Genomic DNA, 23,917 nt, shown 5'->3' with positions numbered 1-23,917 from the left:
TCGTTCGTGACTCATTTTCCGGCGATCACGCTTTCGATCGTCGGAAAATCAGGCGCGAGCGGTCGACTTCCGGGCGACCGAGCCGCCGTCTGCGGAGCAGCGGCCATGTCACCGCGGCGCCATGCGGAGGGCGCCGTCCATGCGGATGACCTCGCCGTTCAGGTAGTCGTGCTCCACGATCGAGACGGCGAGCCGCGCGTACTCCTCAGGCTGCGCCAGCCGCTTCGGGAACGGCACGCCCGCCGCCAGGCCCGCCCGGAACTCGTCCGACACGGTCGCGAGCATCGGCGTGTCCACGATGCCCGGCGCGATCGTCATCACCCGCACGCCCACCGACGACAGGTCACGCGCCGCGGGCAGCGTCATCCCCACCACCGCGGCCTTCGACGCCGCGTACGCCACCTGCCCGATCTGCCCGTCGAACGCCGCGATCGACGCCGTGTTGATCACCACGCCCCGCTGCCCGTGCTCCAGCGGCTCGGTCTTGCCCATCGCCGCCGCCGCCAACCGCAGCACGTTGAACGTGCCCACCAGGTTGACGTCGATGACCTTCCGGTACAGGTCCAGCGGGTGCGGGCCGGACTTGCCCACCGTCCGCGTCGACGGGCCGATGCCCGCGCAGTTCACCACGACCCGCAACGGCGAACCCGAACCGGCGGCCGTGTCGACGGCGGCCTGGACGTCCTCCTCGGAGGTGACGTCCGCCGCCAAGTAGGTGACGCCCTCGACGTCGGGCGCGTTGTCGGTAGAGAGGTCCAGCGCGAACACCGCCGCACCACGCGCCGCCAGCGCCCGCGCGGTCGCGAGGCCAAGCCCGGACGCGCCGCCGGTGACGATCGCCGCGGTACCCGAGATCTCCATACATCCTCCTGTCCGTGGGACCAGGAGGTTAACGGTCGTTCAGCCCCCGGCGCTCGGAGAAGTGGAGCAATGCGACCAACGGCACGGCCGCCAACAGCGCCAGCCCCACGAAGAGCAGGGAGAACAGGACGAGTTCCATACCCACGACCTTGCCTTGCGCAGAGGCGAAACCGCGTCCGCCGCGAGGGGTGTTTCCCCGTACACCCGGAGGACTACCCACCTCACTCTCCGCATACGCCTGGTGTTTGACCCGTGGCCAACTTCGGGTGTCACCGTCAGGTCCATGTTCGTCCGACGGATCGCGGTCGTGGGAACGGGTTACGTGGGCCTGACGACGGGGGCGTGCCTGGCCTCCCTCGGCCATCGGGTCGTGTGCGCCGACGTCGACGCGCTGAAGGTCGCGCGGCTGCGTGCCGGACAGGTCGACATCCTCGAACCCGGCCTCGCCGACCTGGTCGTGGAGGGCCAGTCCGCCGGACGGCTGGCGTTCGTGGAAGGCGCCCGGCACGCCGTCGCCGAAGCCGAAGTGGTGTTCCTGTGCCTGCCCACGCCCATGGGCGCGGGCGGCGCGGCGGACCTCAGCGCGGTCGAGGCGGTGGCCCGGGAGATCCGCGACGTCCTGCCCTACGGCGCCGTCGTGGTGTGCAAGTCGACCGTCCCGGTCGGCACGTCGACCAGGGTCGCGGCCCTGCTCGGCCGGGAGGACGTCGCCGTCGTCTCCAACCCCGAGTTCCTGCGCGAGGGCAGCGCCGTGCGCGACTTCCTGCACCCCGACCGGATCGTGGTCGGCTCCGACTCGCCGCAGGCCGCCGAACGCGTCGGCGCCCTGTTCACCAAGCTCGGCGCACCCACCGTGCTCATGGACGCGGCCAGCGCCGAGATGGTCAAGTACGCGGCCAACTGCTTCCTGGCGATGAAGCTGTCCTACGTCAACGCGGTCGCCGAGCTGTGCGAACTCGTCGGCGCGGACGTCACCTCCGTCACCGAGGGCATGGGCTACGACAAGCGCATCGGCCAGTCGTTCCTGCGGCCCGGACCCGGCTGGGGCGGGTCGTGCCTGCCGAAGGACACGCACGCCATGGTGCGCATCGCCGACGCCGTCGGCGTGGACTTCTCGCTGGTCAAGGCCACCATCGAGACGAACGGGCGGCAGCAGCGGCGGGTGGTGGAGAAGCTGCGGCGTGCCGTCGGGCCGCTGGCGGGCGCCCGCATCGGCGTGCTCGGTCTCGCGTTCAAAGCCGGCACGAACGACCTGCGCGACTCGCCCGCGCTGGCGGTGGCGGAACTGCTCGCGTTCGAGGGCGCGGAGCTGGTCGCGTACGACCCGGAGATCAGCAGGCCGCTGGTGGGGATGACCGTGGTCGACTCGCCGTACGCGGCGGTGCGCGACGCGGACGCGGTCGTGCTGCTGACCGAGTGGCCGGAGTTCCGCGCGCTGGACTGGGCGCTGGTGGCGTCGGTGATGTCCGGTTCGACGGTGCTGGACACCCGCAACCACCTCGACGCGGACGCGTTGGCGCGGGCCGGGCTGGTGCTGCACGGGCTGGGGCGTGAGCTGCGGGTTCCCGACCAGGCGAGGTGAGCCGGATTCGCATTCAGCGGATCTTCAGGACTCTGTTTCGTTAGCGGGGGTAACAAAACCGCCGGTGCCGACGTAGGTTGTTGAAATGTTCACCACCCGTCCTGAACTCGTCGGCACGCACGGAATGGTCGCGTCCACGCACTGGCTCGCCTCCAGCGCGGGCATGGCCGTCCTGGAGGACGGCGGCAACGCCTTCGACGCCGCGGTCGCGGTCGGCTTCGTGCTGCAAGTGGTGGAACCGCACCTCAACGGACCCGGCGGCGAGGTGCCCGTGGTGTTCGCCGCCGCCGGCGAGACGTCACCGCGGGTGCTGTCCGGCCAGGGCGTGGCGCCCGCCGGTGCGACGATCGAGCACTACCGGGGCCTCGGTCTGGACCTCGTGCCGGGCAGCGGGCTGCTGGCCGCCACCGTGCCGGGTGCGTGGGACGGCTGGCTGACGCTGCTGCGCGACTACGGCACCAAGACGCTGCGCGAGGTGCTCGGATACGCGATCGGGTACGCGCGCGACGGGTTCCCGCTGCTGGAACGGGCGGCGTTCACCATCTCGACGGTGGCCGAGCTGTTCCGCGAGCACTGGACGTCGTCGGCGGCGCTGTGGCTGCCGGGCGGGAAGCCGCCCGAGGCCGGGGCGCGGTTCCGCAACCCCAAGCTGGCGGACACGTGGGAGTGGCTGCTGGCCGCCGGCGAGGCCGCCGGGTCGGACCGGGAGGCGCAGATCGAGGCGGCGCGGCGGGCGTGGTCGCAGGGGTTCGTGGCGGCGCAGGTGGACGAGTTCTTCCGGATCGCGCACCGTGACGACTCCGGGGTCGACCACGCCGGTGTGTTGACCGGTGAGGACATGGCGTCGTGGGAGGCGTCGTACGAGGATGCGGTGTCGGTGGACTTCGGGCCGTGGAGCGTGGTCAAGCCCGGGGCGTGGACGCAGGGGCCCGTGCTGTTGCAGCAGTTGCTGTTGTTGGAGGGCTTCGCCGACCGGTTGTCCTACTCGGGTGGAGTGCCGTCGGCGGAGACCGTGCACTTGGCGGTGGAGTGCGCGAAGCTGGCGTTCGCCGACCGCGAGGCTTGGTACGGGGACAACGGCGACGTGCCCTTGGACCTACTTCTTTCGAGGGACTACGCGCGGCAGCGCCGGCAACTCGTCGCCGATCATGCTTCACTCGATCTGCGACCCGGTTCACCTGGTCCGGTCGAAGCACGCCTTCCGGGGCACGTTTTGCGGGGCCCGAGCGTTGCGAGCCAAAAAGACAGCGGCGGCGCGCTCGGCGAACCCACCGTCTCCCGCGCCGGCACGGTCAAGGGAGACACGGTCCACGTGGACGTCGTCGACCGCTGGGGGAACATCGTGTCGGCCACCCCGTCCGGCGGCTGGCTGCAGTCCTCGCCGACCATTCCGTCGCTGGGCTTCTGCCTCGGCAGCCGCGCGCAGATGTTCTGGCTGGACGAAGACCTGCCGAACTCCCTGGCCCCCGGCAAGCGCCCCCGGATCACCCTGTCCCCGACCCTGGCCCTGCGCGAAGGACTGCCCGCCCTGGCCTTCGGCACCCCCGGCGGCGACCAGCAGGACCAGTGGCAGCTGGGGTTCTGGCTCGCGCACACCGCCGGCGGGATGAACCTCCAGGAGGCCATCGACTCGCCGATGTGGCACACCAACGCGTTCCCGAGCTCGTTCTACCCCCGGTCGTGGACGCCCGGCGAGCTCGTGATCGAGTCGCGCGTCGGCGAGGGCGCGTTGGCGGAGCTGCGCGAACGCGGTCACGCGGTGGTCGACGCGGGCGCGTGGACGCTGGGCCGGATGTCCGCCGTGGCCCGGGATTCGCGCGACGGCCTGCTGCGTGGCGCTGCCAACCCGCGCGGCGCCCAGGGGTACGCCGTCGGCCGCTGAGGTGTGGGCCTTCGCCTGGAGCCGTGCGACCGGCGGTGAGGTGCGACCGTCGGTGAGATGCGGTGAGGTTCTGGTCCTCGGGGCGGCCGGTGAAGGGCCGTGGGACCGCCGGTAGAGGCTGGCGATTCATCCCATTTGCCTGATTCGGCGGTGCGAGGCGCGATTCGAGGGCGGTGCGTGGTTGGAACGGCCCCGGCCCGAGGGGGAGGGGGTCGGGACCGTTCCGGCTTGGGGCGGGTCGCACGCCTGGGAGGGTGGGCGCGTCAGCGGCCGAGGTGGAGCTGCAGGTGCAGTGGGGCGTCGGTGGTGCCGTTGCCCGGGAGCAGGGGGCGGGCGGTGAGCGGGCCGCTCGGGTTCGCGGTGTCGAGGCGGATGACGTCGCCGATGTTCGCGACCTTGCCCAGCTCGGCATCGACGTCGGGCCGGGTGTGCGCGCCGAGGTCGACGGCCTGCGCGGTGCCGCCCAGGCCGAGCATGGCGGCGGTGCTGCCGATGGTGACCGCGGCCCCGGCGATGGTCTTCCTGAGGTTCATGGGCGGGAAAGTTTCGTAGTTCCGGGGTTCGGTTCAAGCTCGCTAACCCGGCGGAGTGGATTACTTCACCCGGTGCGGTGCACTCCCGGCCACCGCTCCCGGCCACCGGAGCCCGACTGTGCAGACCCGCGTCACGCCCCGCCACACCGTCACCGAGTAGACACCTCTCGGCGCCCCGACCCGCCCGAGGAAGTCCTCCGCACACCCCCGCGTGTACCGGTCCCGCCACTCCACCCCGCGCGCGATGTACCACCCGTGGTCGTCCACGGTTTCGACGTGCTCGCACACCAGCGAGCCGTTGTCCTGCCGCCGGAAGTACTCGATCCGGTGCAGGTAGGCCCTGTCCGTCATGGAGTCACGGTCGCCGCCGGAAGCCCCCGGTGGGATTCCCACCCGCTGTTTCCGCCGCCGTAGCGTTGCGCGGTCGGATGATCACAGGCTGACAGGGGAGGTGGTGCGGTTGACCAGGAACGAACCGACTCACCGGATGCGCAGGCTCGGCGAGGTCCTGCGGGAGTTGCGCCTGCGGGCCGGGCTCTCGCAGCAGGAAGCCGCCGACCGGCTCAACTACGACCACCGCAAGATCAGCCGGATCGAGAAGGGCCAGAAGCCCGACTACCACGGCATGCGCGCCATGCTCGACACCTACGGCGTCCCGTTCTCCCAGTGGGAGCCGTACATGGAGATGTACGCACGAGCCCTGGAGAAGGGCTGGTGGACCAAGTACGACCTCGACGACCAGGGCTACATCAGCCTCGAACACGACGCCGCCAAGGTCTCCGACTTCCAGATCACCTACGTGCCAGGCCTCCTCCAGACCCCGGACTACATCCGGTCCATCTTCGCCACCGCACGGGTCCAGCGGTCGAAGAAGTGGATCGCGAACCAGATCGAAGTGCGCCTGCTCCGGCAGGAACGGCTGGTCGGGGACGAGCCGCTGGTGCTGCACGCGATCATCATGGAGAGCGCTCTCGCGTATGCGTCCGCCGCGCAGCTGATGCACTTGAACGAGCGACAGCGGCTGGCCAACGTGACGGTCCAGGTGCTGCCCCACCGGATCGGGTTCAACGACGGCCAGCGCGGCGCCTTCACCGTGCTGGACTTCCCGGTGAAGGCCGACCGGTCGGTGCTGTACGTCGAGCACGCCGCCGGCTCGCAGCACATCGAGGATCCGTCGAAGGTCAAGGTTGCTAGGCTGACTTTCACCCACCTCTCGAAGTTCGCGTTGACTCCTGATGAGTCCGCCGAGTGGATCGGGAGGCTCGCCGCTGAGCGTTAGAGATCGAGGTGTCGCCGTGTGGCGCAAGAGCAGCCGTAGCAACAACGGCGGGAACGGCAACTGCGTTGAGGTGGCGCTGGCGGGTGGCTCGGCGCGGGTCCGCGACTCGAAGAACCCCGCCGGTCCGACTGTGGCGCTGCCCGACTGGCAGGCGTTCTTGGCTGCGGCCAAGCGTGGGCGGTTCGAGGCCTGAGCAGGCCTGTGGTGTCGTAGAACAATTTGTTCTACTCTTCTGTCCATGGGTGAGCCGTCAACCATCGGGGTTCGTGAGTTGAACCAACGCACCAGCGCGGTCCTCAAACGAGTGCGTGGTGGCGAGCGCATCACGGTCACCGAGCACGGTGAGCCCGTCGCATATCTCGTTCCGGTGCAGTCGGACGCCGATGTGCTTGATCGGCTCGTGGCGGCCGGGCAGGCGATTGTGCCCAGTCGGACTGGTGCGCTTGTCATGCCGCCTGACTGGGGAGACGCGGACGTGGACGTGGCGGCTGAACTCGTCGCCGCGCGCGACGAGGAGCGCTGGTGATCTACCTGGACACGTCCGCCCTGGTGAAGCTCACGCGCAGGGAGCCAGGTACGACAGAGCTGTTCGAATGGCTCAACGCGGACCACCGACTCGGTGTCCGACGCGTCTCCTCCGTGCTGGCCGAGGTCGAATTGACCCGGGCCTTGCGGCGCTCCTCTCCGAAAGCCCTGGTGAACGTGCCCCTCGTCCTGTCCGACCTGTACCTGGTGGAGATCACGGCCGTGGTTCGCCAGACGGCCGCCTCGTACGACGATCCGCTGCTGCGATCGCTGGACGCTATCCACCTTGCCACCGCCCAAATTCTGACCGGTGGCCTCGACGCGTTCGTCACCTACGACAAGCGGCTGCTGGAGGCCGCGTCCGGGGTGGGGTTGACCGTCGCGGCACCGGGTTTGTACGACGGCTGACGTACCCCCGCTGACGTACGGGCATGAGCCGCTTCTGAGGGGACGCTGACCTGGGCCGGGCTCCCGTACCGTCGTCGGCATGGCGTGGTTGGCGTGGGTCTGGTTCGCGGCGACGTTCGTGCCGCTGATCTGGCGCAAGCGCTTCCCCGTGGCCGTCATCGCGGTCACCGGGGGGTCCACGTGGCTGTACTACGTGACCGGGCACTGGGGTCCGCTGATCGCCGCACCCGCCATCGCCGTGCTCTCCCTGCGCCGCACCCGTGTCCTCGAACAGCGGAGCCGCCAGGTGGAAGAAGAACGGTTGCGGATCGCGCGGGAGGTGCACGACGTGGTCGCGCACAGCCTCGCCATGATCAACGTGCAGGCCGGGGTCGCGGCGCACGTCGCCGATCGCCGGCCGGACGAAGCGGTGAAGGCGCTCAAGGCGATCAAAGAGGCCAGCGGTCACGCGTTGGACGACCTGAGGGCGACGCTCGGCGTGCTGCGCACCGGCGCGGGCACGACACCGGTGCCGAGCCTCGCCCGGCTGGACGAGCTGGTCAAACCCGTCCCCGTCGCCAAGGTCGTCGGCACGCCCGGCACCCTGCCCGCCCCCGTGGACGCCGCCGCGTACCGGGTGGTGCAGGAAGCGCTGACCAACGCGATGCGGTACGCGCCGGACGCGTCCGAGATCGTCATCTCGTTCGAGCACACCGAGGACGCGCTGGTCCTGACCGTCACCGACGACGGCACGACCCGGGGCGACCAGGTGCCGCAGGGCGCGGGCTCCGGCATCCGCGGCATGCGGGAACGGGTCGAAGCGCTCGGTGGCACGCTGGACGCCGGTCCGTCGACCAAGGGCTTCACCGTCAAAGCGGTCCTACCGTGGGAGGTTCGTGGTGATCAGGGTGGTGCTGGCCGACGACCAGGCGTTGGTGCGCGCGGGTTTCCGCCTGCTGCTCGACACCGAGGACGGATTCGAGGTCGTCGGCGAGGCCGGTGACGGCGCGGAGGCCGTGCGGCAGGCGCACGAGCACCGGCCGGACGTCGTGGTGATGGACATCCGGATGCCCGGCACCGACGGCCTGGCCGCGACCCGGCAGATCTGCGCCGAGCTGCCGGAGGTCAAGGTGCTGGTCCTGACGACGTTCAACGTCGACGAGTACGTGTTCGAGGCGTTGCGCGGCGGCGCGTCGGGCTTCCTGCTCAAGGACACCGACCCGGTCGAGCTGCTGCACGCCCTCAAAGTGGTCGCGGAGGGTGAGGCACTCCTCGCACCGAGTGTCACCCGGAAGTTGATCGAGGAGTTCGCGAACCGGCCGGAGCACCGCCGTCCCGACCCGAAGGCGCTGCGCGAGCTGACCGCGCGGGAGCGGGAGATCCTGGCGCTCGTGGCCGCCGGCATGTCCAACGAGGAGATCGCCGAGCACCTCGTGATCAGCCCCGCCACGTCGCGCACGCACGTGAGCCGGGTGATGACCAAACTCGGTGCGCGGGACCGCGCGCAACTCGTCGTGCTCGCCTACGAATCGGGTTTGGTGTCTCCGCGCCGAGGGTGAATATTCATTGTTGGGAACGGCGGGGGTGCACATAGACCGCCGGCGAAACTTCTGCGTAAATCACCCAAAAATCACACACAGTAACCGAAACGCCGATACCCGCCGCATTGTGTGTGCGGCGGGTGACGTTAACGGAACATGTCTAGGCGATAGCGCCGGGCGGCAGCTTCAGCTTGAACGGCAGCGTGGTCACGACCGCGAGGTCCGACGCCGTCTTCTTCATCAGCGTCGGCGCGTTGCGCGCGCCGGGCTCCGGCAGGTCCAGCAACCGGTCCACGGCCTCGACCAGCGGTCCCTCGTAAATCCACACGGCCTGGGCGGCGCGCTGGCTGTCCCGCACGGCGGGCAGCCTGCCGGCGCGGGCCTCGGTCTCCGACCAGAACAGGATGGAGTCGATGAACCCTCTGCGCTGCTTGAACGCCATGATGCGGTCGAGCTGTCCGTCCTCGTCCCGGAGGTGGAGGAACTGGAAGCCGCTTTCGCGCAGCTCGATGACCTTACTCAGTGCGAGATCCATGACGCACCTACCTCTGTTCTGAGGTCCCCTAGCAGGCACAGGTCGTACGACCCGAAATGATCGTACGGCAAGTGGACAAGCCGCCATAGGGACTAGACCGGTGGGGCGGTCTCAATACGGGATCGCCCACCATCGGATTTCGATACGGATCGCAGGACGCGAACGGTTCGCACTAAAAACACCGGCGCTCCCGAAGTGACCAGGATCACAGTGGGCCACCTGCCGTTCCTCCGCCGCATCGCCCGTCCTGTCACTCGAAGAGACGTCCGCCATGGGCGGTGGGTTGCACGTGCAGACGCTCGTGAATCCCCTCCTTGAGGTGAACCACGAACAGGTGATCCACCCGCCGGCTACGCTGTTCGGCGTGAGCATCGAGCCGAGAGCCGGTCGCCGGGTGGGCCTGCCGCCCGTGCCGGAGTCGATGCTCCCCAAGGAGCACGCCCTCTACCGGCCCAGGCACAGCGGCCGGCAGCGGACGGCGGGCCTGACCGCGCTGGTCTTCTTCATGACGCCGCTCTTCCTGTTCGTCCTCGGCGTCCGCCCGCCCGCGATGGAGAACCGCGAACCCGCCAAGTTCCCGTCGATCACCGACGGCTGGGGGTTCTTCACCGGGATGTCCAAGTGGGCCGACGACAACCTCCCGCTGCGGGACGTCGCCGTCCGCGCGTCGGACGGGATCAGCCGGGGCGTGTTCGGCGAACCGCCGCCGCTCGGCCAGCGGCACGACACCCAGCCCGTGCAGGTGCCCGTGCCGAGCCCGAGCGACGAGGACCGCGAGGCGCTGCGCGCGGCGGGCTTCCCCAAGGTCATCGAAGGCACCAACGGGTGGCTCTACCTGGGCTACGACGTGCTCGGCGCGTGCTTGCCCGAACGCCCGATGGACGACGTGATCGGCGCGATGAAGGAGCTGCGGGAGGCCGTCGAGTCGTCCGGGCGCGAGTTCGTCGTGGTGGTCGCGCCCGACAAGACGACGATGGTGCCCGCGTACCTGCCGTCGGAGTTCGTCGGCGCGCAGTGCTCGCGCGACGCGCACGAGTCGTTCTGGCGGCGGGCCGTCGACGAGGCGAAGATCGTCGACCTGCGGCCGGCGCTGCGGGTGGCCGCGGACCGCCGCGGCGCACCGGTCTACTCCAGCGTCGACACCCACTGGACGCACGAGGGCGGCCTGGCGATGACGCGGGCGCTCGCCGAGGAGATCGAGCCCGGCGTCACCGCGGCCTGGAAGGCGACCCCGGCCACGGTCGTGCAGCGCGACGCCGACCTGCCGCCGCTGCTGGGCAAGACGGGCCAGTACCCGTTGCAGACCTACGACCTCGCGCCCGACGGCAAGACCGTGCAGAGCCGGGCCATCGACAAGGCGTTCCGGGAACCGCTGCGGCTCACCGGCGCCACGGGCAAGGGCGTGGTGCGGACCAAGGTCGGCATGGTCGCCGACTCGCACACGCTGTTCGCCACCCAGTACCTCAGCGGCGGGTTCGCCGACGTGACCGTGGTGCACAGCGACACCTCGGCCACCAAACCGGGTGACGTGGCGCGCGTGCTGGTCGACAGCGACGTGGTGGTGTTCGAGGCCGCCGAGCGCAGCCTCGTGTCCGGCATCAACCCGATGCTGTCCCGCGCGACGCTCGACCGGATCAAGTCCGAGCTGGCCAAGCACCCGCGTCGCTAGGCGCGCCTGCCCAGCAGCCGTCGCACCACCGCACCCGCCACCCGGACCGGCGCGCTGACCTTCCACGACGTGGAGCCGCGCAGCTCGGCCAGCGCGTGGTGCGCGTTGGCCGACACCTGTTGCGTCTGCGCGAGCACGTGCCGCACCTCGGCGACCTCGGCCTCCAGCGCCCGGATGCGGTGCTCCGCCAGCTCCGACTGCTCCAGCCTGCGGTCCAGGTCGCGGACGCTGCCCGGGGGCAGCACCAGCGGGAGCTCGTCCAGCGCCACGTGCACCATCGACCGCATCACCGACCACTCGTCGGACGCGACCGCGTGCGACGACGTCTGCTTGGACCACTTGTTGTAGATGCTGGTCATCTGCTCGGTGTCGTGCACGCCGCAGAACGACGCCGCGCGCACCAGGAACTCCCAGTCCTCGCACACCGTCAGCGCTTCGTCGAACTCGAAGCCCAGCTCTACCACCACCCGCGGGAACGAGAAGCAGTGGAACGGCGTCTCGTTCTGCCGCAGGTGCCGCGGCAGGTCGAACTTCGTCGCGTACTGCGCGGTGAACGGCCCGGTCGCGCTGTGCGCGGCCAGTGAGCCCTCGTCGTGCCAGGTGCGGTGCTGCTCGGCGGCCCACCACCGGATCACCTTGCCGGGCGCGGTCCGGGCGCCTTCCTTGATGTTCTCGACCCAGTTCGCCGTGACGAAATCGTCGTCGTCCAGGTAGACGACGTACTCGCCCCGGGCGGCGCGCAGGCCGACGTTCGCCGGGCGACTGCGCGTACCGCCGTCGCACGGCAGCACGCGCACCCGGTGCGCCAGGTTGCCCTCGAACAGGTCGACCAGCTCGCGCACCTCCCGCGCCTTGGTCGAGTCGTGCACCACCAGGAGGATCTCGAAGTCGAGGTCGGTCTGGGCGCCCAGGCAGCACAGGACGTCCAGCAGCGAGTCCGGCCGCTTGCCCTGGGTGCGCAGCACCACGCTCAGGAACGGCGCGTCCGTCTCCGCGTCGACCGGGCGGCGGGCCGCGCCGCGGTGGTAGCGGCGCACGAACTGGTTGACCTCGCCGTGCTCGTCCGCCGAGTTCCGCAGCTGCCGCACGAGCATGCCGAGCGTCGTCCTCGGCTCGAACAGCGGGTGCCCCGGCCGGTTCTGGTCCGACCGCTCCATCGCGAAGTCCTCGCGCGCGGCCTCGTACCAACCGGTCGAGGTCATCAGCTCGGTCAAGGTCCGCTCGGTGAAGAACCGCAGGTGCGTGCGGTCGAGCAGGCCGGAGTCGGTGGTGTCCCAGTGGCCGGACAGCAGCTGCGCGGCCAGGTCGACGTGGGCGACGTTGGGGATGCTCACCACCAGCTCGGCGGCGGGGTGCGCGCTGGTCAGCGTGGCGAGCTGCACCAGCACGTCCTGCGGTTCCGGCACGTGCTCCAGCACGTCGAGGCACAGGATCGCGGCCAGCTCGCGGCCGTCGAGGATCTTGGCGAGCACCTCGTCCAGGCCCGGTTGCGCCAAGTCGACGCGGTGGCTCTCGAAACCGCGGCCGGCGAGTTTGCGCACCGACTCCTCGTCGAGGTCGACGCCGACGTACGTGGCGCCGCGCGAGCGCAGCGGCTCGGCCACCGACGCGGCGCCGCAGCCGAGGTCGAGCACCACTCGACCGTCGGGTTCGGCGTCGGCGAGCAGGCGGACGGCGGCGCCGTAGGGGCCGGTCTCGTTGAAGTGGAACTCGTAGCTGCTCACTGATCGGTTCCTCAGAATCGGCGTCGGCCGTACTCGCCGTCGATGAACTCCGCCACGCCGTCGGCCGGCACCGGGGCGGGCAGGCGGTCGGCCGCGCGCCTGCGTTCGAACTCCTCCAGCGCCCGCCGCTGCTCGTCGCTGCCGTGCACCCGCATCACGTCGATGGTCTCGGTCACGATGTCGGGCCTGCCGTACCTGGTGGCCAGCACCAGCCTGCCCAGGATGCCCGCGTAGGGCTCGATCGCGGTGGTCCGCACGTGCGCGTCGGCGTCCAAGCGCTTGTCGTGGAACACGACCGCCCGCGGCTGGTGCACCACGCGGTCACCGCGCAGCCGGATGCGCCAGCTCAGGTCCACGTCGTTGACGTAGGAGGGGAACCACTCGGCGTCGAACCCGCCGACGGCGTGGAACGCGGGCGTGCGCACGAGGACGCACGCACCGCTGGCCCAGCTCTGGTCACCGGTGCGCGGGTCGAAGTGCTTGGGGTGCTCGCACGGCACCTGCCTGGCGTCCACCGCCGCGACACCGGGGTCGCGGAACGAGTCCAGCAGGTGCAGCAGCAGCGTCGGCGCCACGTAGCTGTCCGGGTTCAGGAACAGCACGGCGTCCTCGGTCGCGTCCTCGGCCAGCGCGTTGCTGCCCGCGCTGTGCCCGAGGTTCGCGCCGAACCACCGGTAGTCCAGCGTCACGCCCTCGGCCACGCTCGACCGGAGGTTGTCCGCCTCGGCGTCGTTGACGAGCGGCTGGTCCGAGCAGTCACCGATCGCGATCGCCACCGAGCCCAGCCCGGTGCGGGCGATCGCCAGCTCCGCGGCGCGGTTGATCGCGCGCACGCAGCGCCAGATCTCGCCGAGCGGGTTGCGGTACAGCACGATCGCGACGCGGATCGTCCGGGGCACGGTCACTGCGGCGCCTGGTGGTCGAGCTGCTCGGTCAGCACCGCCTCGAACCGGGCCTTCGCGTCGGCCTCGTTCGCGGCGAACACCTCGACCCGGATCACCTCGGTGTCCGTGGCGTAGTGCGAGCGGAACACGGTGATGGTCTTGGCGCCGCTGGTCTGCGTGGACTTGTAGACCGGGACGGAGCTCTCGATCGCGGGGTCCTCGGCGAAGCCGAAGCGCTTCTGGTCGGTCTCCAGCGCGGTGAGCAGCGCGGCCGGGTCCGCCGACTTGAACGCCCACATGCTGGTCGTGACCTCGTTCTCCACCACGACCACCGAGCGCGCCTCGGTGGTGCCCGCCTGCTTGAGCACGAGCAGGTCCGGGGTGGGCAGCGGCTTGGTCGTCGCCAGCTGGTCGGCGTCGTAGGTCTTCGGGCCCGACGTGCGGCCCTCGGGCACGATCAGCGAGCCGAACGGGTCCGGCTTCTTCTTGGTCGTCGTCGTGGTGGTCGGCGCGGCCGTGCTCGTGTCGGTCGCGACCGGGTCACCACCGCTACCGGGCTTGATCACGAAGAAGTACACGCCCGCCGCGGCCAGCAGCACGACGACGGCCGCGACCACCGCGATGATCTTGCCCTTGCCCGACTTGCCGGACTCGTCGAAGACCTCGGGGCCCTGGGCGCTGAAGCCGCCGCTCCACTGGTTCGCGCCGAAGTCGGCGTCACCGCCCCACGGCGGGGAGTAGCTGTCCGGGCCCTGGTTCCAGCCACCCTGCGGCTGGCCCTGCTGCGGACCGGGCGGCCACGGTTGGCCCTGCTGCGGGCCGACGACCTGGGTGCGGTCGGCCGGCGGACCGGCGTTGGGCACGACCTGGGTGCGGTCCGCGGGCGGGCCGGCGTTCGGCACGACCTGCGTGCGATCCGCCTCACCGGGCGGGGTGGCAGGCCGGAGGAACTGGGTCGACTCCGAGGTGGGCTGCTGCGGTGCCGACGGTGCCTGGGCGCTCCACCGGAACGGCTCCGGGAACGGGCCCGAGTTCGGCCCGGTCTGAGGCGCCTGGGCGCCGCCGCTCTGCGCGGTGGACAACAGCTCGTCGCGTTGACGACGGTAGTCCTCCGCGGAAATCTTGCCCGCGGCCAGCGCCTCGTCGAGCTGTCGGAGCTGCTCCTGCCAGGTCACCGCAGTCCTCCCTCTAGATCATTTCCGCCCCTGCGCACGGAACAAACCCGGCGACCCTCGCGGTTCGCTTATCCTACGGTCCGCCGACCACCGGTCGGCCGGAGGAGGTAGCGGTGTCCATCTGGGGGCGTTGGCGTTCCGGGCCGACTGCGCCGAACGGGCGCAAGAAGGCCGTCGACGGATTTGGCACCGTCCGGCTGTTCGCCGCCTTCTTCGTCATCATCGATCACGCCGCGCCGCTGACCAAGTCCGGTGGGAGCATTCTCCCGACTCGATTCGGTGTCGATTTGGGCGCGGTGACGGTGTCCGCGTTCATGGCGATGAGCGGGTTCCTGGTGATCCGCAGCTGGGAACGTGATCCGCACCTCTGGCGGTTCGCGGTCAAGCGGGCGTTGCGGATCATGCCCGGCCTCGTGGTCGTGGTGTGCCTGAGCGCGTTGGTCCTCGGGCCGGTGCTGACCACGTTGTCGACCAGCGCGTATTTCGGCCACCCGCTCACGTGGAGCTTCATCACCGACAACATCCGCGTGTTCCCGCAGCAGTACGTGCTGCCGGGCGTGTTCGCCGACAACCCGTACCCGCACGCGGTCAACGGTTCGCTGTGGAGCCTGCCGGTCGAGGTGCTCGGCTACGTGCTCATCGCGGTGTTCGGGCTGCTGGGCGCGGTCAAGCGGCGGTGGATGGTGCTGGCTGCGGCGTTCGCGCTCGCGGTGGTGTTCCAGCGGCTGCTGACCAAGCAGCTCGTACTGCCCAAGGTGCTGCTGATGGTGCCGACGGTGCCGTTGGTGCAGTACCTGGCGGTGTACTGCGTCGGCATGTTGGCCTACTTGTACCGCGACAAGATCCGGTACAGCTGGTTCGGCGTGGTGGTGTGCGTCGCGATCGAGTACGTGATGCACGCCTCGGCCATGACGGAGGTCACCCGGCTCGTCACGGTGCCGTACGTCGTGTTGGCGATCGGCACGCTGCTGCCGCAGCGGCTGTGGCTGCCGTCCGCGGTGACGATGTCGAGCTACGGTGTTTACCTGTACGGGTTCCCGACCGAGCAGTTCGTGGCGCACCTGGGCGTCGAGTCGAAGTGGCTCATGGCGCTGGTCTCGGTGCCCATCGCGTTCGCGCTGGGGATGCTGTCGTGGCACCTGGTCGAGTCGCCGGGGATGAAGCTGCGGAAGGTGCTGCTGCGGCGTCGTCCGAGTCCGCCGCGCCCCGAGGAGCCGCCCGTGGCCGACGAACCGGTGCCCGTGGGCACGCGCGCGCAGCCCTAGTTCTCGGGCCACGCCTCGCGGATCTTCTCCAGCACGGTGCCGAGGTCCGCCGTGGGCGCCTGGGCGCCTGCCTGTGCCGCGCCGACGCGGACCACCGCGTCACCGGACCGGTAGACGACGCGCAGGACGGTGTTCTGCGGGAACGCCTTCGTCAGGTACTGCTCGGGAGTCCTCGTGTACCCGGCCGCGACCAAGTGCCCGGTGAGGCCCTCGGCGACCTTCTCGGCCTGCTCGGACGAGCCCGTCCGGGCCACGACGACGGCGTAGGACGTGCGGGCCGCGGTGGCGTTGGCGAACAGGATCTCGGTCACACCGTTGCCCTTGAGGACGTCGGCCTCGTCCAGGGCGATCAGCTTCAGCCGCACGGCGTCGTCCACGGTGAGCACCGGGCCGTGCGCGCCCTTGGTCCCGGGCAGCTCGGGGATGGTGGGTTGCGCGGACTGCGACGTCGACGTGGTGGGCGGTGGCGCGGCGTCCCCGGTGGTGCCGGTCCCGATGGCGAACCACCAGATGGACGCGGCGGCCAGGGCGAGCACGGCCAGGACCACCAGGGCCGAGCCCTTCCGGCGTGGCTTGCGCGCGGTGGCGAACACCGCCGCGCCGTCCAGCGACGGTCCGCGCGGCACGGGTGCCCACGGCGCCGGTGGTGCGGGCGACGTGACGCGGATCACCTGGGTCGAGTCGGGGTCGTGCGGCGCGGGTCGGCCGGACGCCGCCTCGGCCAGCACCTGGTCCCGCCGCTTGGTGTGCTCGGCCGGCGAGATCCGGCCCGCCGCCAGGTCGGCGTCCAGGCGTCTCAACGTGTCCTGCCAGTCCATCGCGTCCTCGCTCACTCCACCGGGTGATGCAATCCTGGTGCATGAGGGCGTGGTCCGGCTTCAGCGGGCCCGCCTAACGCTCGTGCTCCGGGTGGGTGATCTCCGGTGCCCGCGCGGGACCCGGGATCGGTGAGGGTCGCACCTACGATGTGAGAGCGCTCCCCCACACGGCGCGGTGTGGGTGTCCCGTGACCCCCGCCGTCCGCAGGAGCCCCCGCACCATGCCCCACGGTCCGCTAGACCACCGCTACCGCGGCGAGCACCCCGTCCGCACCCTGCTCTACCTCTTCCGCGAGGACCGCGCGAAGCTCGCGCTCGGCGCGGGGGCGTTCTTCGTCAAGCACAGCCCCACCTGGCTGACGCCGGTCATCACCGCGCACGTGATCGACGTGGTCGTGGAGCGCAAGCCCGCCGTCGGCATCTGGCTCGGCGCGGGACTGCTGCTGGTCATGCTCGTGCTCAACTACCCGTTCGCCGTCCTCTACACGCGCTGGTGGTACGGCAGCGCGCGCCGGATGGGGCTGCGGATGCGGTCCGCGCTCAGCCGGCGCATGCAGCAGCTGTCCATCGGCTACCACGCGCGGGTCAGCGCGGGGGTGCTGCAGACCAAGGTCATCCGCGACGTCGAGAGCATCGAGACGTCCACCCAGCAGGTCGGCGACCAGGGGCTGTCGGCGCTGGCGACGTTGAGCGGCGCGCTGGTCGTGATCGGGTTGAGCGCGCCCGCGTTCCTGCCGGTGTTCCTGCTCGTCGTGCCGGCGGCGGCGGTGCTGGTGATGTGGCTGCGCGGCAGGCTGCGCGCGTACAACGAGTCGTTCCGGCAGGAGGTCGAGCAGCTGTCGTCCCGGGTCGGCGAGATGACCACGCTGATCCCGATCACCCGCGCGCACGGCCTGGAGCGCACCGCCCTCAACCGGATGGACGGCACGCTGCGCCAGGTCTTCGCCGCCGGCATGAAGCTGGACGGCCTCAACGTCCGCTTCGGCGCGCTGGCGTGGATCCTGCTCAACGCCCTGGGCGTCGGCTGCCTGGCGGGCTCGGCGCTGGCCGCCTACCACGGCTGGCTGTCCGTCACGCCCGGCGACGTGGTCATGCTCAGCGCTTACTTCGCCTCGCTGACCGGCGCGGTGACCACGTTGATGAGCCTGACGCCGCTGATCAGCAAGGGGCTGGAGTCGGTGCGCTCGCTCGGTGAGGTGCTGGAAGCGCCGGACCTGGAGCACAACGCGGGCAAGGCGCGGGTCGACGTCGTGCGCGGCGGTGTGCGGTTCGAGGGCGTCGGGTTCGCCTACCCCGACTCCGGGCGGAAGTCGGTCGACGACTTCAGCCTCGACGTGCGGCCGGGGGAGACGATCGCGCTGGTCGGCGCGTCCGGCGCGGGCAAGTCGACGGTGGTGAACCTGGTGATCGGGTTCCTGCGGCCGACCGAGGGGCGCATCCTGCTCGACGGCGTCGACATGGAGACCTTGGACCTGCGCAGCTACCGCCGGTTCGTGTCGGTGGTGCCGCAGGAGTCGATCCTGTTCGAGGGCACGATCCGGGACAACGTCACCTACGGCCTGGACGACGTGTCCGAGGACGTGGTGCGGCGGGCGCTGGCCGACGCCAACGCGCTGGAGTTCATCGACCGGCTGCCGACCGGGCTGGACACCGTGGTCGGCGAGCGCGGCGCGCGGCTGTCGGGCGGGCAGAAGCAGCGGCTGGCGATCGCCCGGGCGCTGATCCGCGACCCGCGCGTGCTGGTGCTGGACGAGGCGACTTCCGCGCTGGACACCAAGTCCGAGGCGTTGGTGCAGCAGGCGCTGGCCCGCCTGGTGCACGGCCGCACGGTGTTCGTGGTGGCGCACCGGCTGTCCACGATCCGCAACGCCGACCGCATCGTGGTGATGGACGACGGGCGGATCGCGGAGCTCGGCTCGCACGACGAACTGCTCCGGTCCGGTGGCCTCTACGCGCGGGCGCAGAGCGCGTAGCCGGGGTGGCGCGCGGGGGCCTCAGCCCTTCTTGGTGAGCAGGGTGGGTCCGACGATGCGGCGCGCGATGCGGCGCAACCGGCTGCGCGGGGTGGGCGGCGGCGTCGGCTTGGCGGCGGGCGCCCCGGCAGGCTCCGCCCCGGACTCCGCAACTCCGGGGGCAGCTGCGGCGGCGGGCACGGTGGGCGCGGCTCCGGCGGGGACGGCCGCAGCGGGAGCGGCTGCGGTGGGGGCGGCGGGGAAGGCAGGAGTGGGGGCGGCTGCGGGCGCGGTGGGGGCGGGCGCGAACGCGGAGGGTGCGGCCGCGGAGCCAGCCGCGGGCGAGAACGCGGGAGGTGCGGCGGGAGAGCCGTTGGTGGTCCCGTTCGACGTGCCGGGGAGCGTGCCGTTGATGGACCCGTTGGCGGTGCCGTTCGGCGTGCCGTTGGCGTGGCCGTTCAGCGTGCCGTTCGAGGCGGGGGTCACCGGCTCGAACTTCGTGGTGGCCGCCGCGACCGGCGGGAGGTTGGTCGCGGTCATCGGCTCGGCGGTGGGCCACGCGGGTTCCTGCGCGGCGGCGAGTGGCTGCATGCGGATCGTGGGCGTGTCGTTGGTTCGCTGGGGCTGGGTGGGCACCTGGCTGGACGTCACGCCTCGATCTTGCCAAAACACGCTCGGTAGTCCGGTGGCGGGCGATCAGCAGAAGATGAGCCCGCACGGTCTGCGGGTCGTCGTCGTGGTCGTCCTGGTCGTCGTCGTGGTGGGCCGCCGGGTGGTCGTCGTGGTCGGCCGCGCGGTGGTGGTCGTCGTCACGTTCGACGTGGTGGTGACGGTGGCGGTGGTCGTCGTCGTGCTCGTGCCGGACATCGTCGTGGTGGTGGTCGTGCCGGACGACCTGGTGTTCGCCGGGGTCGTGGCGGTCGCGGTGATCGTCCGGCTCGGCTGCTCGCTGCGCTTGACGACCACGATCTCGCCGCCGCCGCCGGTCGGCTCCAGGCCGCGCGGCGCCTTGGTGATGCTCCCGTGCGCCGCCATGAGGGCGGCCACCGCCGCGCCGATCAAGGCGCCAAAGGCGAGCCGGCCGGAACCACCCAACGCCGTGAGCATCCTCAACGACTACCGGCCTCACCCGTCCGGGTCAAATCCTTCGGGACAACTGGTACCGGCCCGACACTTCGGGTATCGGGCCGGTACCACCGGTGCTCCGGTCAGGCGAGGTTCGCGGTCAGCGTGATCTCGGTGCCGGTCAGCGCCTTGCTCACCGGGCAGTTCTGCTTCGCGTTCTCGGCCGCCGCGGCGAAGCCCTCGGCGTCGAGCCCCGGCACGACGGCGGTGACGGTCAGGTGGATGCCGGTGATGCCGGTGCCGGGCTGGAACGTCACCTCGGCCGAGGTGTCGACCTGCTGCGGCGGGGTGCCCGCCTGCGCGAGGCCGTGCGACAGCGCCATCGAGTAGCAGGACGAGTGCGCCGCCGCGATCAGCTCCTCCGGGCTGGTCTTGCCGTTCGCCGCTTCCGCGCGGGACGGCCAGCTCACGTCGTACGTGCCGATGCCCGACGACTCCAGCGCGACGCTGCCCTTGCCCTCCAGCAGGTTGCCTTCCCAGTGCGTGGTCGCCTTGCGGGTGGTGGCCATGTCTGCAACTCCGTCTTCGACGAGGAAACCTTCGACGCCAAACCTAATGGTGATCGCCGACGCGTGCCCGAACCGCATGCGAAAGGCCCCCGGTGGGATACCGGGGGCCTTCGAAGAGCGGATGACGAGACTCGAACTCGCGACCCTCACCTTGGCAAGGTGATGCGCTACCAACTGCGCTACATCCGCCTGTTGGTGACAACTATAGACCACCCTCAAACCGCGTTTCGACCGGGGGGTCCCGACTGGGCCAGCAGCCGGTCCACCTCGGTCAACCGCTCCTTCGGCCAGCGCCACTCCCACAGCGGTCTGACCCGGTCCACGACCTCCGCGGGCAGCCACGGCGCCACCTCGTCGCGCAGCTCCCACTCGTCGAACACGTGCTCGTAGAAGCTCACCACGGACGCGTCGGACAGGAACCGCTCGGGCTGGCGGAAGCACCAGTGCGCGAAGCCGTACACGCGGCCGAGCACCTCGCGGTCGCCGTCGCGGTGCGCCTCCAGCGCCAGTTGCCACAACTCGGACAGGAACACGTGGCAGGACCAGGACTCGCGCTCGACAACGGCGCTCAGCTCGGGGAGGAGGGCGGAAGCCCTTGTGCGCCAATCGACCACGCGGCAGGAGCCTACTCGTCGCGGGCGCGCCCGCAGCGCGGTCGGCCACCACCCGACGCCGACCCGTGACCGGTCCGTCACCGACCGCGAGCGCCGTCGTTGCGGTGCACAGGTGCTCTGATTAGGCCGAACGGTCGACGTCGTCCGGCGGGTGTTCGGTATCGGGTCGCTATCACTTCGGGTCGGAACCAGCCGACTGTGGCATCTTGACCAGTGGACCACAGGCGGGGCGGGAGGTGCCGGGGCGGGATGGCCGGAGATGCCGATTTCGACCGGGAACTGCTCGCCAGGGTCAGGGCGGGTGACGACGGCGCGTTCGGCGAGCTGTTCACCCGGCACGCCGACGCCGTCCGCCGGTTCGCCCTCCGGCACGTGCGTGAACACGCCGAGGCCGACGACCTGACCGCGGAGGCGTTCTTCCGCGTGCTCCAGGCGATCCGCCGGGGCAACGGCCCGACCGACCACGTCCGCACCTACCTGCTGACCGTCGCGCGCCGGGTGGCGTGGGAGTGGAGCGGGCGGCGGCGGGACGTGCCGGTGGAGGACGAGGAGCTGAGCCAGCGGGTCGAGCCGTTCCCGGACGTCACCGCGAACCGGCCGGAGCACACGCTGATCTCCCGCGCGTTCACCAGCCTGCCCGAGCGGTGGCGCACGGTGCTGTGGCAGGTCGAGGTGGAGGGCGAGCGGCCGGCCGCGGTCGCGCCCAACTTCGGCCTGAGCCCGAACGCGATGGCGGCGCTGGCCCGCCGCGCCCGCGAGGGGCTGCGGGCGGCGTACCTGCAGGCGCACCTGGCCGCGGACACCGGGCCGCGGGCCTGCAGCTCGGTGGTCGCGAAGCTCGGCACCTACACGGCGGGCGGCGCGCAGGGCACCGAGCACAAGCGCATCCGCAAGCACCTGCAGACCTGCTCCTCCTGCAACGCGCTGCACGCCGAGCTGGTCGAGGTGTGCTCGACGTTGCGGGCGCACGCGGCGAGCATCGCCGTGCCGGTGGCCGCGACCGCGCTGCTCGGTCCGGCGGTGCTCGGCAAGGCCGCGTGGCTCACCGGGCGGGTGAAGCTGGCGCTGGCGGCCACCGCGTCGGCGGCGGCCGTGGGGCTGTTCGGGGTGGTGGCGGGCACGTTCACCGGCGCGCCCGGCCCGGCGCTGGTGCAGTCCGGTCCGGACGGCGCGCCCGGCGACAACGTGCTGGCGCTGTGCTCGACCGACGCGACCACGACCGTGACCGGCACGGCGACCAGCGAGACGTCCCCGACGCCGGTCGACGCGCGGCACGTCGCGCACCACCCGAAGACCACGCAGCCGACCCGGTCGGCGCCGACGACGACGGTGTCCGCGTCCGTCCCGCCGCGGATGGAGCCGACCACCACGACCCCGCCCGCCGTGGCGCGCGTCCTGGACCTGACCACGACGTCGGCACCGGTCACCACGTCGGACACGGGCACGGCGCTCCTGGTCACGACGACCACGCCCGCGGTCACCACCACCGAGCCGCCCAGGACGGTCGCGACGTCGACCTCGTCGTCCAAGCCCACCACCACGCCGACGACCGTGACGCTGCACCCGACACCGGGCCGCCTCCAACCGGCGTGACGGGCGGGTTTCACCCACGAGGTGCAAGACTTTGCCGGTAGCGTGGAAAACGCTGAGTGATCGCTCGACGTCTTGAGGAGACGGTGATGACGCGGCTGGTGCGCGGAGCTGACGGCCGGATGTGGACGGTGCGCAGCCAGATCGAGTGGCGCAACCCGTCGACCGACGCCGACTTCGAGCACGACGTGAGCGGCGGCCACGGCCCGGGCGTGCTGATGCTCGCCATCGTCATCGGGATGGGCGTGATCCTGGTGGCGTGGACGCCGCCGGAGGTCGTCGTGCCCGCGTGGCTGATCGTGGCGCTGGTCCTGGTGTTCCTGTTCTTCCCGATCCGCTGGGCGGTGCGGCGGCCGTGGCTGGTGGCGGCGGAGTCGAAGAAGACCGAGGAGCTGCCGCCGGAGCGGTGGGTCGGCTCGGTGCGCGGCTTCCTGACCGTGCGCAACGAGGTCGCCAACGTGGCCCGCAAGATCGAGATGTACTCGCTGCCCGACCTGGACGGCCCGCTGCAACCGGTCGACTGATCGCCGTTCACGGGTGACACTGGGCAGGTGCCGGAACTGCCCGAGGTCGAGGCGCTCGCCCACCACCTGCGCGAGCACGCCGTTGGACGGCGCGTGCACCGGGTGGACGTCGCGTCGTTGCAGGTGTTGAAGACGTTCACGCCGCCGTGGACCGATCTCCAGGGACGCGAGGTGACCGGCGCGGGCCGGTTCGGCAAGCACCTGGACCTCGACTGCGACGGCGTGCACCTGGTGGTGCACCTGGCGCGGGCCGGGTGGCTGCGCTGGTCGGAGCACCTCTCGGCGGCACCGCCCAAGCGCGGTCGCGGCCCGCTGGCGCTGCGCGTGCACCTCGGTCCGCCCGGGGAGGGTCCCGGGTTCGACCTGACCGAGGCCGGCACGAAGAAGGGCCTGGCCGCGTGGGTCGTGCACGACCCGGCGGACGTGCCGGGCATCGCGCGGCTGGGGCCGGACGCGCTGTCGGTGACGCGCACCCAGCTCGAGGACCTGTTCGCCGGTCGCACCGAGCGGCTGAAGACGGCGCTGACCGATCAGACGGTGCTGGCGGGCGTCGGCAACGCGTACTCCGACGAGATCATGCACACGGCCCGGCTGTCGCCGTACGCGACGGCGGGGAAGCTGTCGGCGGAGGCGCTGGACCGGCTGCACGAGGCGTTGATCGGCGTGCTGAAGGACGCCGTGGCCCGTTCCGTCGGCCAGTCCGCGGCGACACTGAAGGGTGAGAAGCGGTCGGGGCTGAGGGTGCACGCGCGGACCGGTCTGCCCTGCCCGGTGTGCGGTGACACGGTGCGCGAGGTCTCGTTCGCGGACAAGGCTTTCCAGTACTGCCCGACGTGCCAGACGGGTGGCAAGCCGCTGGCCGACCGGCGGATGTCGCGGTTGCTCAAGTAGGTCACACGGACGGGTGGCTTGCTCCGTTCGCGGGCTGGGTGCGGCCGAGAGG

Annotated in this window: 25 protein-coding genes and 1 tRNA gene; 15 read left to right on the top strand and 11 right to left on the bottom strand. The window is 71.0% G+C overall.

The window, feature by feature from the left end; genetic code table 11:
- Positions 1 to 108: 108 nt before the first annotated feature.
- A complete protein-coding gene (locus tag A6A25_RS35290) occupies positions 109 to 861 on the bottom strand; it encodes an SDR family NAD(P)-dependent oxidoreductase (RefSeq protein ID WP_073897683.1) in 753 nt (250 codons plus the stop codon).
- A gap of 283 nt (positions 862 to 1,144) precedes the next feature.
- Between A6A25_RS35290 and A6A25_RS35285 the strand changes: the two genes are divergently transcribed.
- Entirely contained in the window at positions 1,145 to 2,443 is a 1,299-nt protein-coding gene (locus tag A6A25_RS35285; protein ID WP_073897682.1) for a UDP-glucose dehydrogenase family protein, read from the top strand.
- 85 nt (positions 2,444 to 2,528) lie between these two features.
- Positions 2,529 to 4,325, top strand: coding sequence for a gamma-glutamyltransferase family protein (locus A6A25_RS35280; protein WP_073897681.1), 1,797 nt, complete (start codon positions 2,529 to 2,531; stop codon positions 4,323 to 4,325).
- A gap of 263 nt (positions 4,326 to 4,588) precedes the next feature.
- Here the strand turns inward: A6A25_RS35280 and A6A25_RS35275 are convergent, their stop codons facing one another.
- Together A6A25_RS35275 and A6A25_RS35270 are read right to left on the bottom strand one after the other, a co-directional pair.
- The gene (locus A6A25_RS35275; RefSeq protein ID WP_073897680.1) at positions 4,589 to 4,858 is read right to left on the bottom strand and encodes a hypothetical protein; all 270 of its coding nucleotides are present in this window, start codon (positions 4,856 to 4,858) and stop codon (positions 4,589 to 4,591) included.
- 60 nt (positions 4,859 to 4,918) lie between these two features.
- Entirely contained in the window at positions 4,919 to 5,209 is a 291-nt protein-coding gene (locus A6A25_RS35270) for a hypothetical protein (protein WP_073897679.1), read from the bottom strand.
- 109 nt (positions 5,210 to 5,318) lie between these two features.
- On the opposite strand from A6A25_RS35270, the gene A6A25_RS35265 reads away from it, so the two are divergent.
- From A6A25_RS35265 to A6A25_RS35240, 6 genes are all read left to right on the top strand, one after another.
- Complete coding sequence (locus A6A25_RS35265; RefSeq protein ID WP_158073875.1) at positions 5,319 to 6,137, top strand: helix-turn-helix domain-containing protein; 819 nt, start codon at positions 5,319 to 5,321, stop codon at positions 6,135 to 6,137.
- Positions 6,138 to 6,153: 16 nt separating this feature from the next.
- Positions 6,154 to 6,330, top strand: coding sequence for a DUF397 domain-containing protein (locus tag A6A25_RS35260; protein ID WP_380733288.1), 177 nt, complete (start codon positions 6,154 to 6,156; stop codon positions 6,328 to 6,330).
- A 45-nt stretch (positions 6,331 to 6,375) separates the two neighbouring features.
- Positions 6,376 to 6,663 carry a type II toxin-antitoxin system Phd/YefM family antitoxin gene (locus A6A25_RS35255; RefSeq protein WP_073897678.1) on the top strand — a complete coding sequence of 96 codons (288 nt, stop codon included), beginning with the start codon at positions 6,376 to 6,378 and terminating at the stop codon, positions 6,661 to 6,663.
- Complete coding sequence (locus A6A25_RS35250) at positions 6,660 to 7,070, top strand: type II toxin-antitoxin system VapC family toxin (protein ID WP_073897677.1); 411 nt, start codon at positions 6,660 to 6,662, stop codon at positions 7,068 to 7,070. Before A6A25_RS35255 ends, A6A25_RS35250 begins: the two co-directional genes overlap by 4 nt.
- A gap of 79 nt (positions 7,071 to 7,149) precedes the next feature.
- Entirely contained in the window at positions 7,150 to 8,052 is a 903-nt protein-coding gene (locus A6A25_RS35245; RefSeq protein ID WP_073897676.1) for a sensor histidine kinase, read from the top strand.
- Positions 7,949 to 8,608 carry a response regulator transcription factor gene (locus A6A25_RS35240; RefSeq protein ID WP_073897675.1) on the top strand — a complete coding sequence of 220 codons (660 nt, stop codon included), beginning with the start codon at positions 7,949 to 7,951 and terminating at the stop codon, positions 8,606 to 8,608. The genes A6A25_RS35245 and A6A25_RS35240 overlap by 104 nt, the downstream gene beginning before the upstream one ends.
- Before the next feature lie 142 nt (positions 8,609 to 8,750).
- Here the strand turns inward: A6A25_RS35240 and A6A25_RS35235 are convergent, their stop codons facing one another.
- Positions 8,751 to 9,125, bottom strand: a complete 375-nt coding sequence (locus tag A6A25_RS35235) for a hypothetical protein (RefSeq protein WP_073897674.1) — start codon at positions 9,123 to 9,125, stop codon at positions 8,751 to 8,753.
- 364 nt (positions 9,126 to 9,489) lie between these two features.
- On the opposite strand from A6A25_RS35235, the gene A6A25_RS35230 reads away from it, so the two are divergent.
- Complete coding sequence (locus tag A6A25_RS35230) at positions 9,490 to 10,794, top strand: alginate O-acetyltransferase AlgX-related protein (protein WP_158073874.1); 1,305 nt, start codon at positions 9,490 to 9,492, stop codon at positions 10,792 to 10,794.
- Here A6A25_RS35230 and A6A25_RS35225 read toward each other — a convergent pair.
- The 3 genes from A6A25_RS35225 to A6A25_RS44385 are packed head-to-tail and all read right to left on the bottom strand — an operon-like array spanning position 10,791 to position 14,577.
- Entirely contained in the window at positions 10,791 to 12,518 is a 1,728-nt protein-coding gene (locus tag A6A25_RS35225; RefSeq protein WP_073897673.1) for a methyltransferase domain-containing protein, read from the bottom strand. The genes A6A25_RS35230 and A6A25_RS35225 overlap by 4 nt on opposite strands.
- 11 nt (positions 12,519 to 12,529) lie before the next feature.
- Entirely contained in the window at positions 12,530 to 13,423 is an 894-nt protein-coding gene (locus A6A25_RS35220) for a glycosyltransferase (RefSeq protein ID WP_083668917.1), read from the bottom strand.
- Positions 13,420 to 14,577, bottom strand: a complete 1,158-nt coding sequence (locus tag A6A25_RS44385) for an SHOCT domain-containing protein (RefSeq protein ID WP_073897672.1) — start codon at positions 14,575 to 14,577, stop codon at positions 13,420 to 13,422. Before A6A25_RS44385 ends, A6A25_RS35220 begins: the two co-directional genes overlap by 4 nt.
- 113 nt (positions 14,578 to 14,690) lie before the next feature.
- Here A6A25_RS44385 and A6A25_RS35210 point away from each other — a divergent pair, with 113 nt between their 5' ends.
- A complete protein-coding gene (locus tag A6A25_RS35210; RefSeq protein ID WP_073897671.1) occupies positions 14,691 to 15,842 on the top strand; it encodes an acyltransferase family protein in 1,152 nt (383 codons plus the stop codon).
- On the opposite strand, the gene A6A25_RS35205 is transcribed toward A6A25_RS35210, so the two are convergent.
- The gene (locus A6A25_RS35205) at positions 15,839 to 16,675 is read right to left on the bottom strand and encodes a hypothetical protein (RefSeq protein ID WP_073897670.1); all 837 of its coding nucleotides are present in this window, start codon (positions 16,673 to 16,675) and stop codon (positions 15,839 to 15,841) included. The two genes, A6A25_RS35210 and A6A25_RS35205, sit on opposite strands and share 4 nt — an antisense overlap.
- Positions 16,676 to 16,881: 206 nt before the next feature.
- On the opposite strand from A6A25_RS35205, the gene A6A25_RS35200 reads away from it, so the two are divergent.
- Positions 16,882 to 18,633, top strand: coding sequence for an ABC transporter ATP-binding protein (locus A6A25_RS35200; protein ID WP_073897669.1), 1,752 nt, complete (start codon positions 16,882 to 16,884; stop codon positions 18,631 to 18,633).
- A gap of 34 nt (positions 18,634 to 18,667) precedes the next feature.
- On the top strand, positions 18,668 to 19,846 hold the full coding sequence (locus tag A6A25_RS44380; protein WP_158073873.1) for a hypothetical protein: 1,179 nt from the start codon (positions 18,668 to 18,670) through the stop codon (positions 19,844 to 19,846).
- Here A6A25_RS44380 and A6A25_RS35190 read toward each other — a convergent pair.
- From A6A25_RS35190 to A6A25_RS35180, 3 genes are all read right to left on the bottom strand, one after another.
- On the bottom strand, positions 19,821 to 20,246 hold the full coding sequence (locus A6A25_RS35190) for an OsmC family protein (protein WP_073897663.1): 426 nt from the start codon (positions 20,244 to 20,246) through the stop codon (positions 19,821 to 19,823). The genes A6A25_RS44380 and A6A25_RS35190 overlap by 26 nt on opposite strands.
- 116 nt (positions 20,247 to 20,362) lie before the next feature.
- Positions 20,363 to 20,435: transfer RNA gene (locus A6A25_RS35185), tRNA-Gly, on the bottom strand.
- Between the two features lie 26 nt (positions 20,436 to 20,461).
- A complete protein-coding gene (locus tag A6A25_RS35180) occupies positions 20,462 to 20,860 on the bottom strand; it encodes a DUF7674 family protein (protein ID WP_073897661.1) in 399 nt (132 codons plus the stop codon).
- 249 nt (positions 20,861 to 21,109) lie between these two features.
- Between A6A25_RS35180 and A6A25_RS35175 the strand changes: the two genes are divergently transcribed.
- The 3 genes from A6A25_RS35175 (at position 21,110) to A6A25_RS35165 (ending at position 23,865) form a co-directional block, all read left to right on the top strand.
- The gene (locus tag A6A25_RS35175; RefSeq protein WP_073897658.1) at positions 21,110 to 22,453 is read left to right on the top strand and encodes a sigma-70 family RNA polymerase sigma factor; all 1,344 of its coding nucleotides are present in this window, start codon (positions 21,110 to 21,112) and stop codon (positions 22,451 to 22,453) included.
- An 86-nt stretch (positions 22,454 to 22,539) separates the two neighbouring features.
- Entirely contained in the window at positions 22,540 to 22,974 is a 435-nt protein-coding gene (locus A6A25_RS35170) for a DUF983 domain-containing protein (RefSeq protein WP_073897655.1), read from the top strand.
- Between the two features lie 27 nt (positions 22,975 to 23,001).
- Complete coding sequence (locus tag A6A25_RS35165) at positions 23,002 to 23,865, top strand: Fpg/Nei family DNA glycosylase (RefSeq protein ID WP_073897653.1); 864 nt, start codon at positions 23,002 to 23,004, stop codon at positions 23,863 to 23,865.
- Positions 23,866 to 23,917: the final 52 nt, after the last annotated feature.

The sequence above is a fragment of the Saccharothrix sp. CB00851 genome (assembly GCF_001905065.1).
Lineage (GTDB): Bacteria > Actinomycetota > Actinomycetes > Mycobacteriales > Pseudonocardiaceae > Actinosynnema.
The sequence above is the reverse complement of the archived record's forward strand: the minus strand, read 5'-3'. Positions and strand labels throughout refer to the sequence as shown.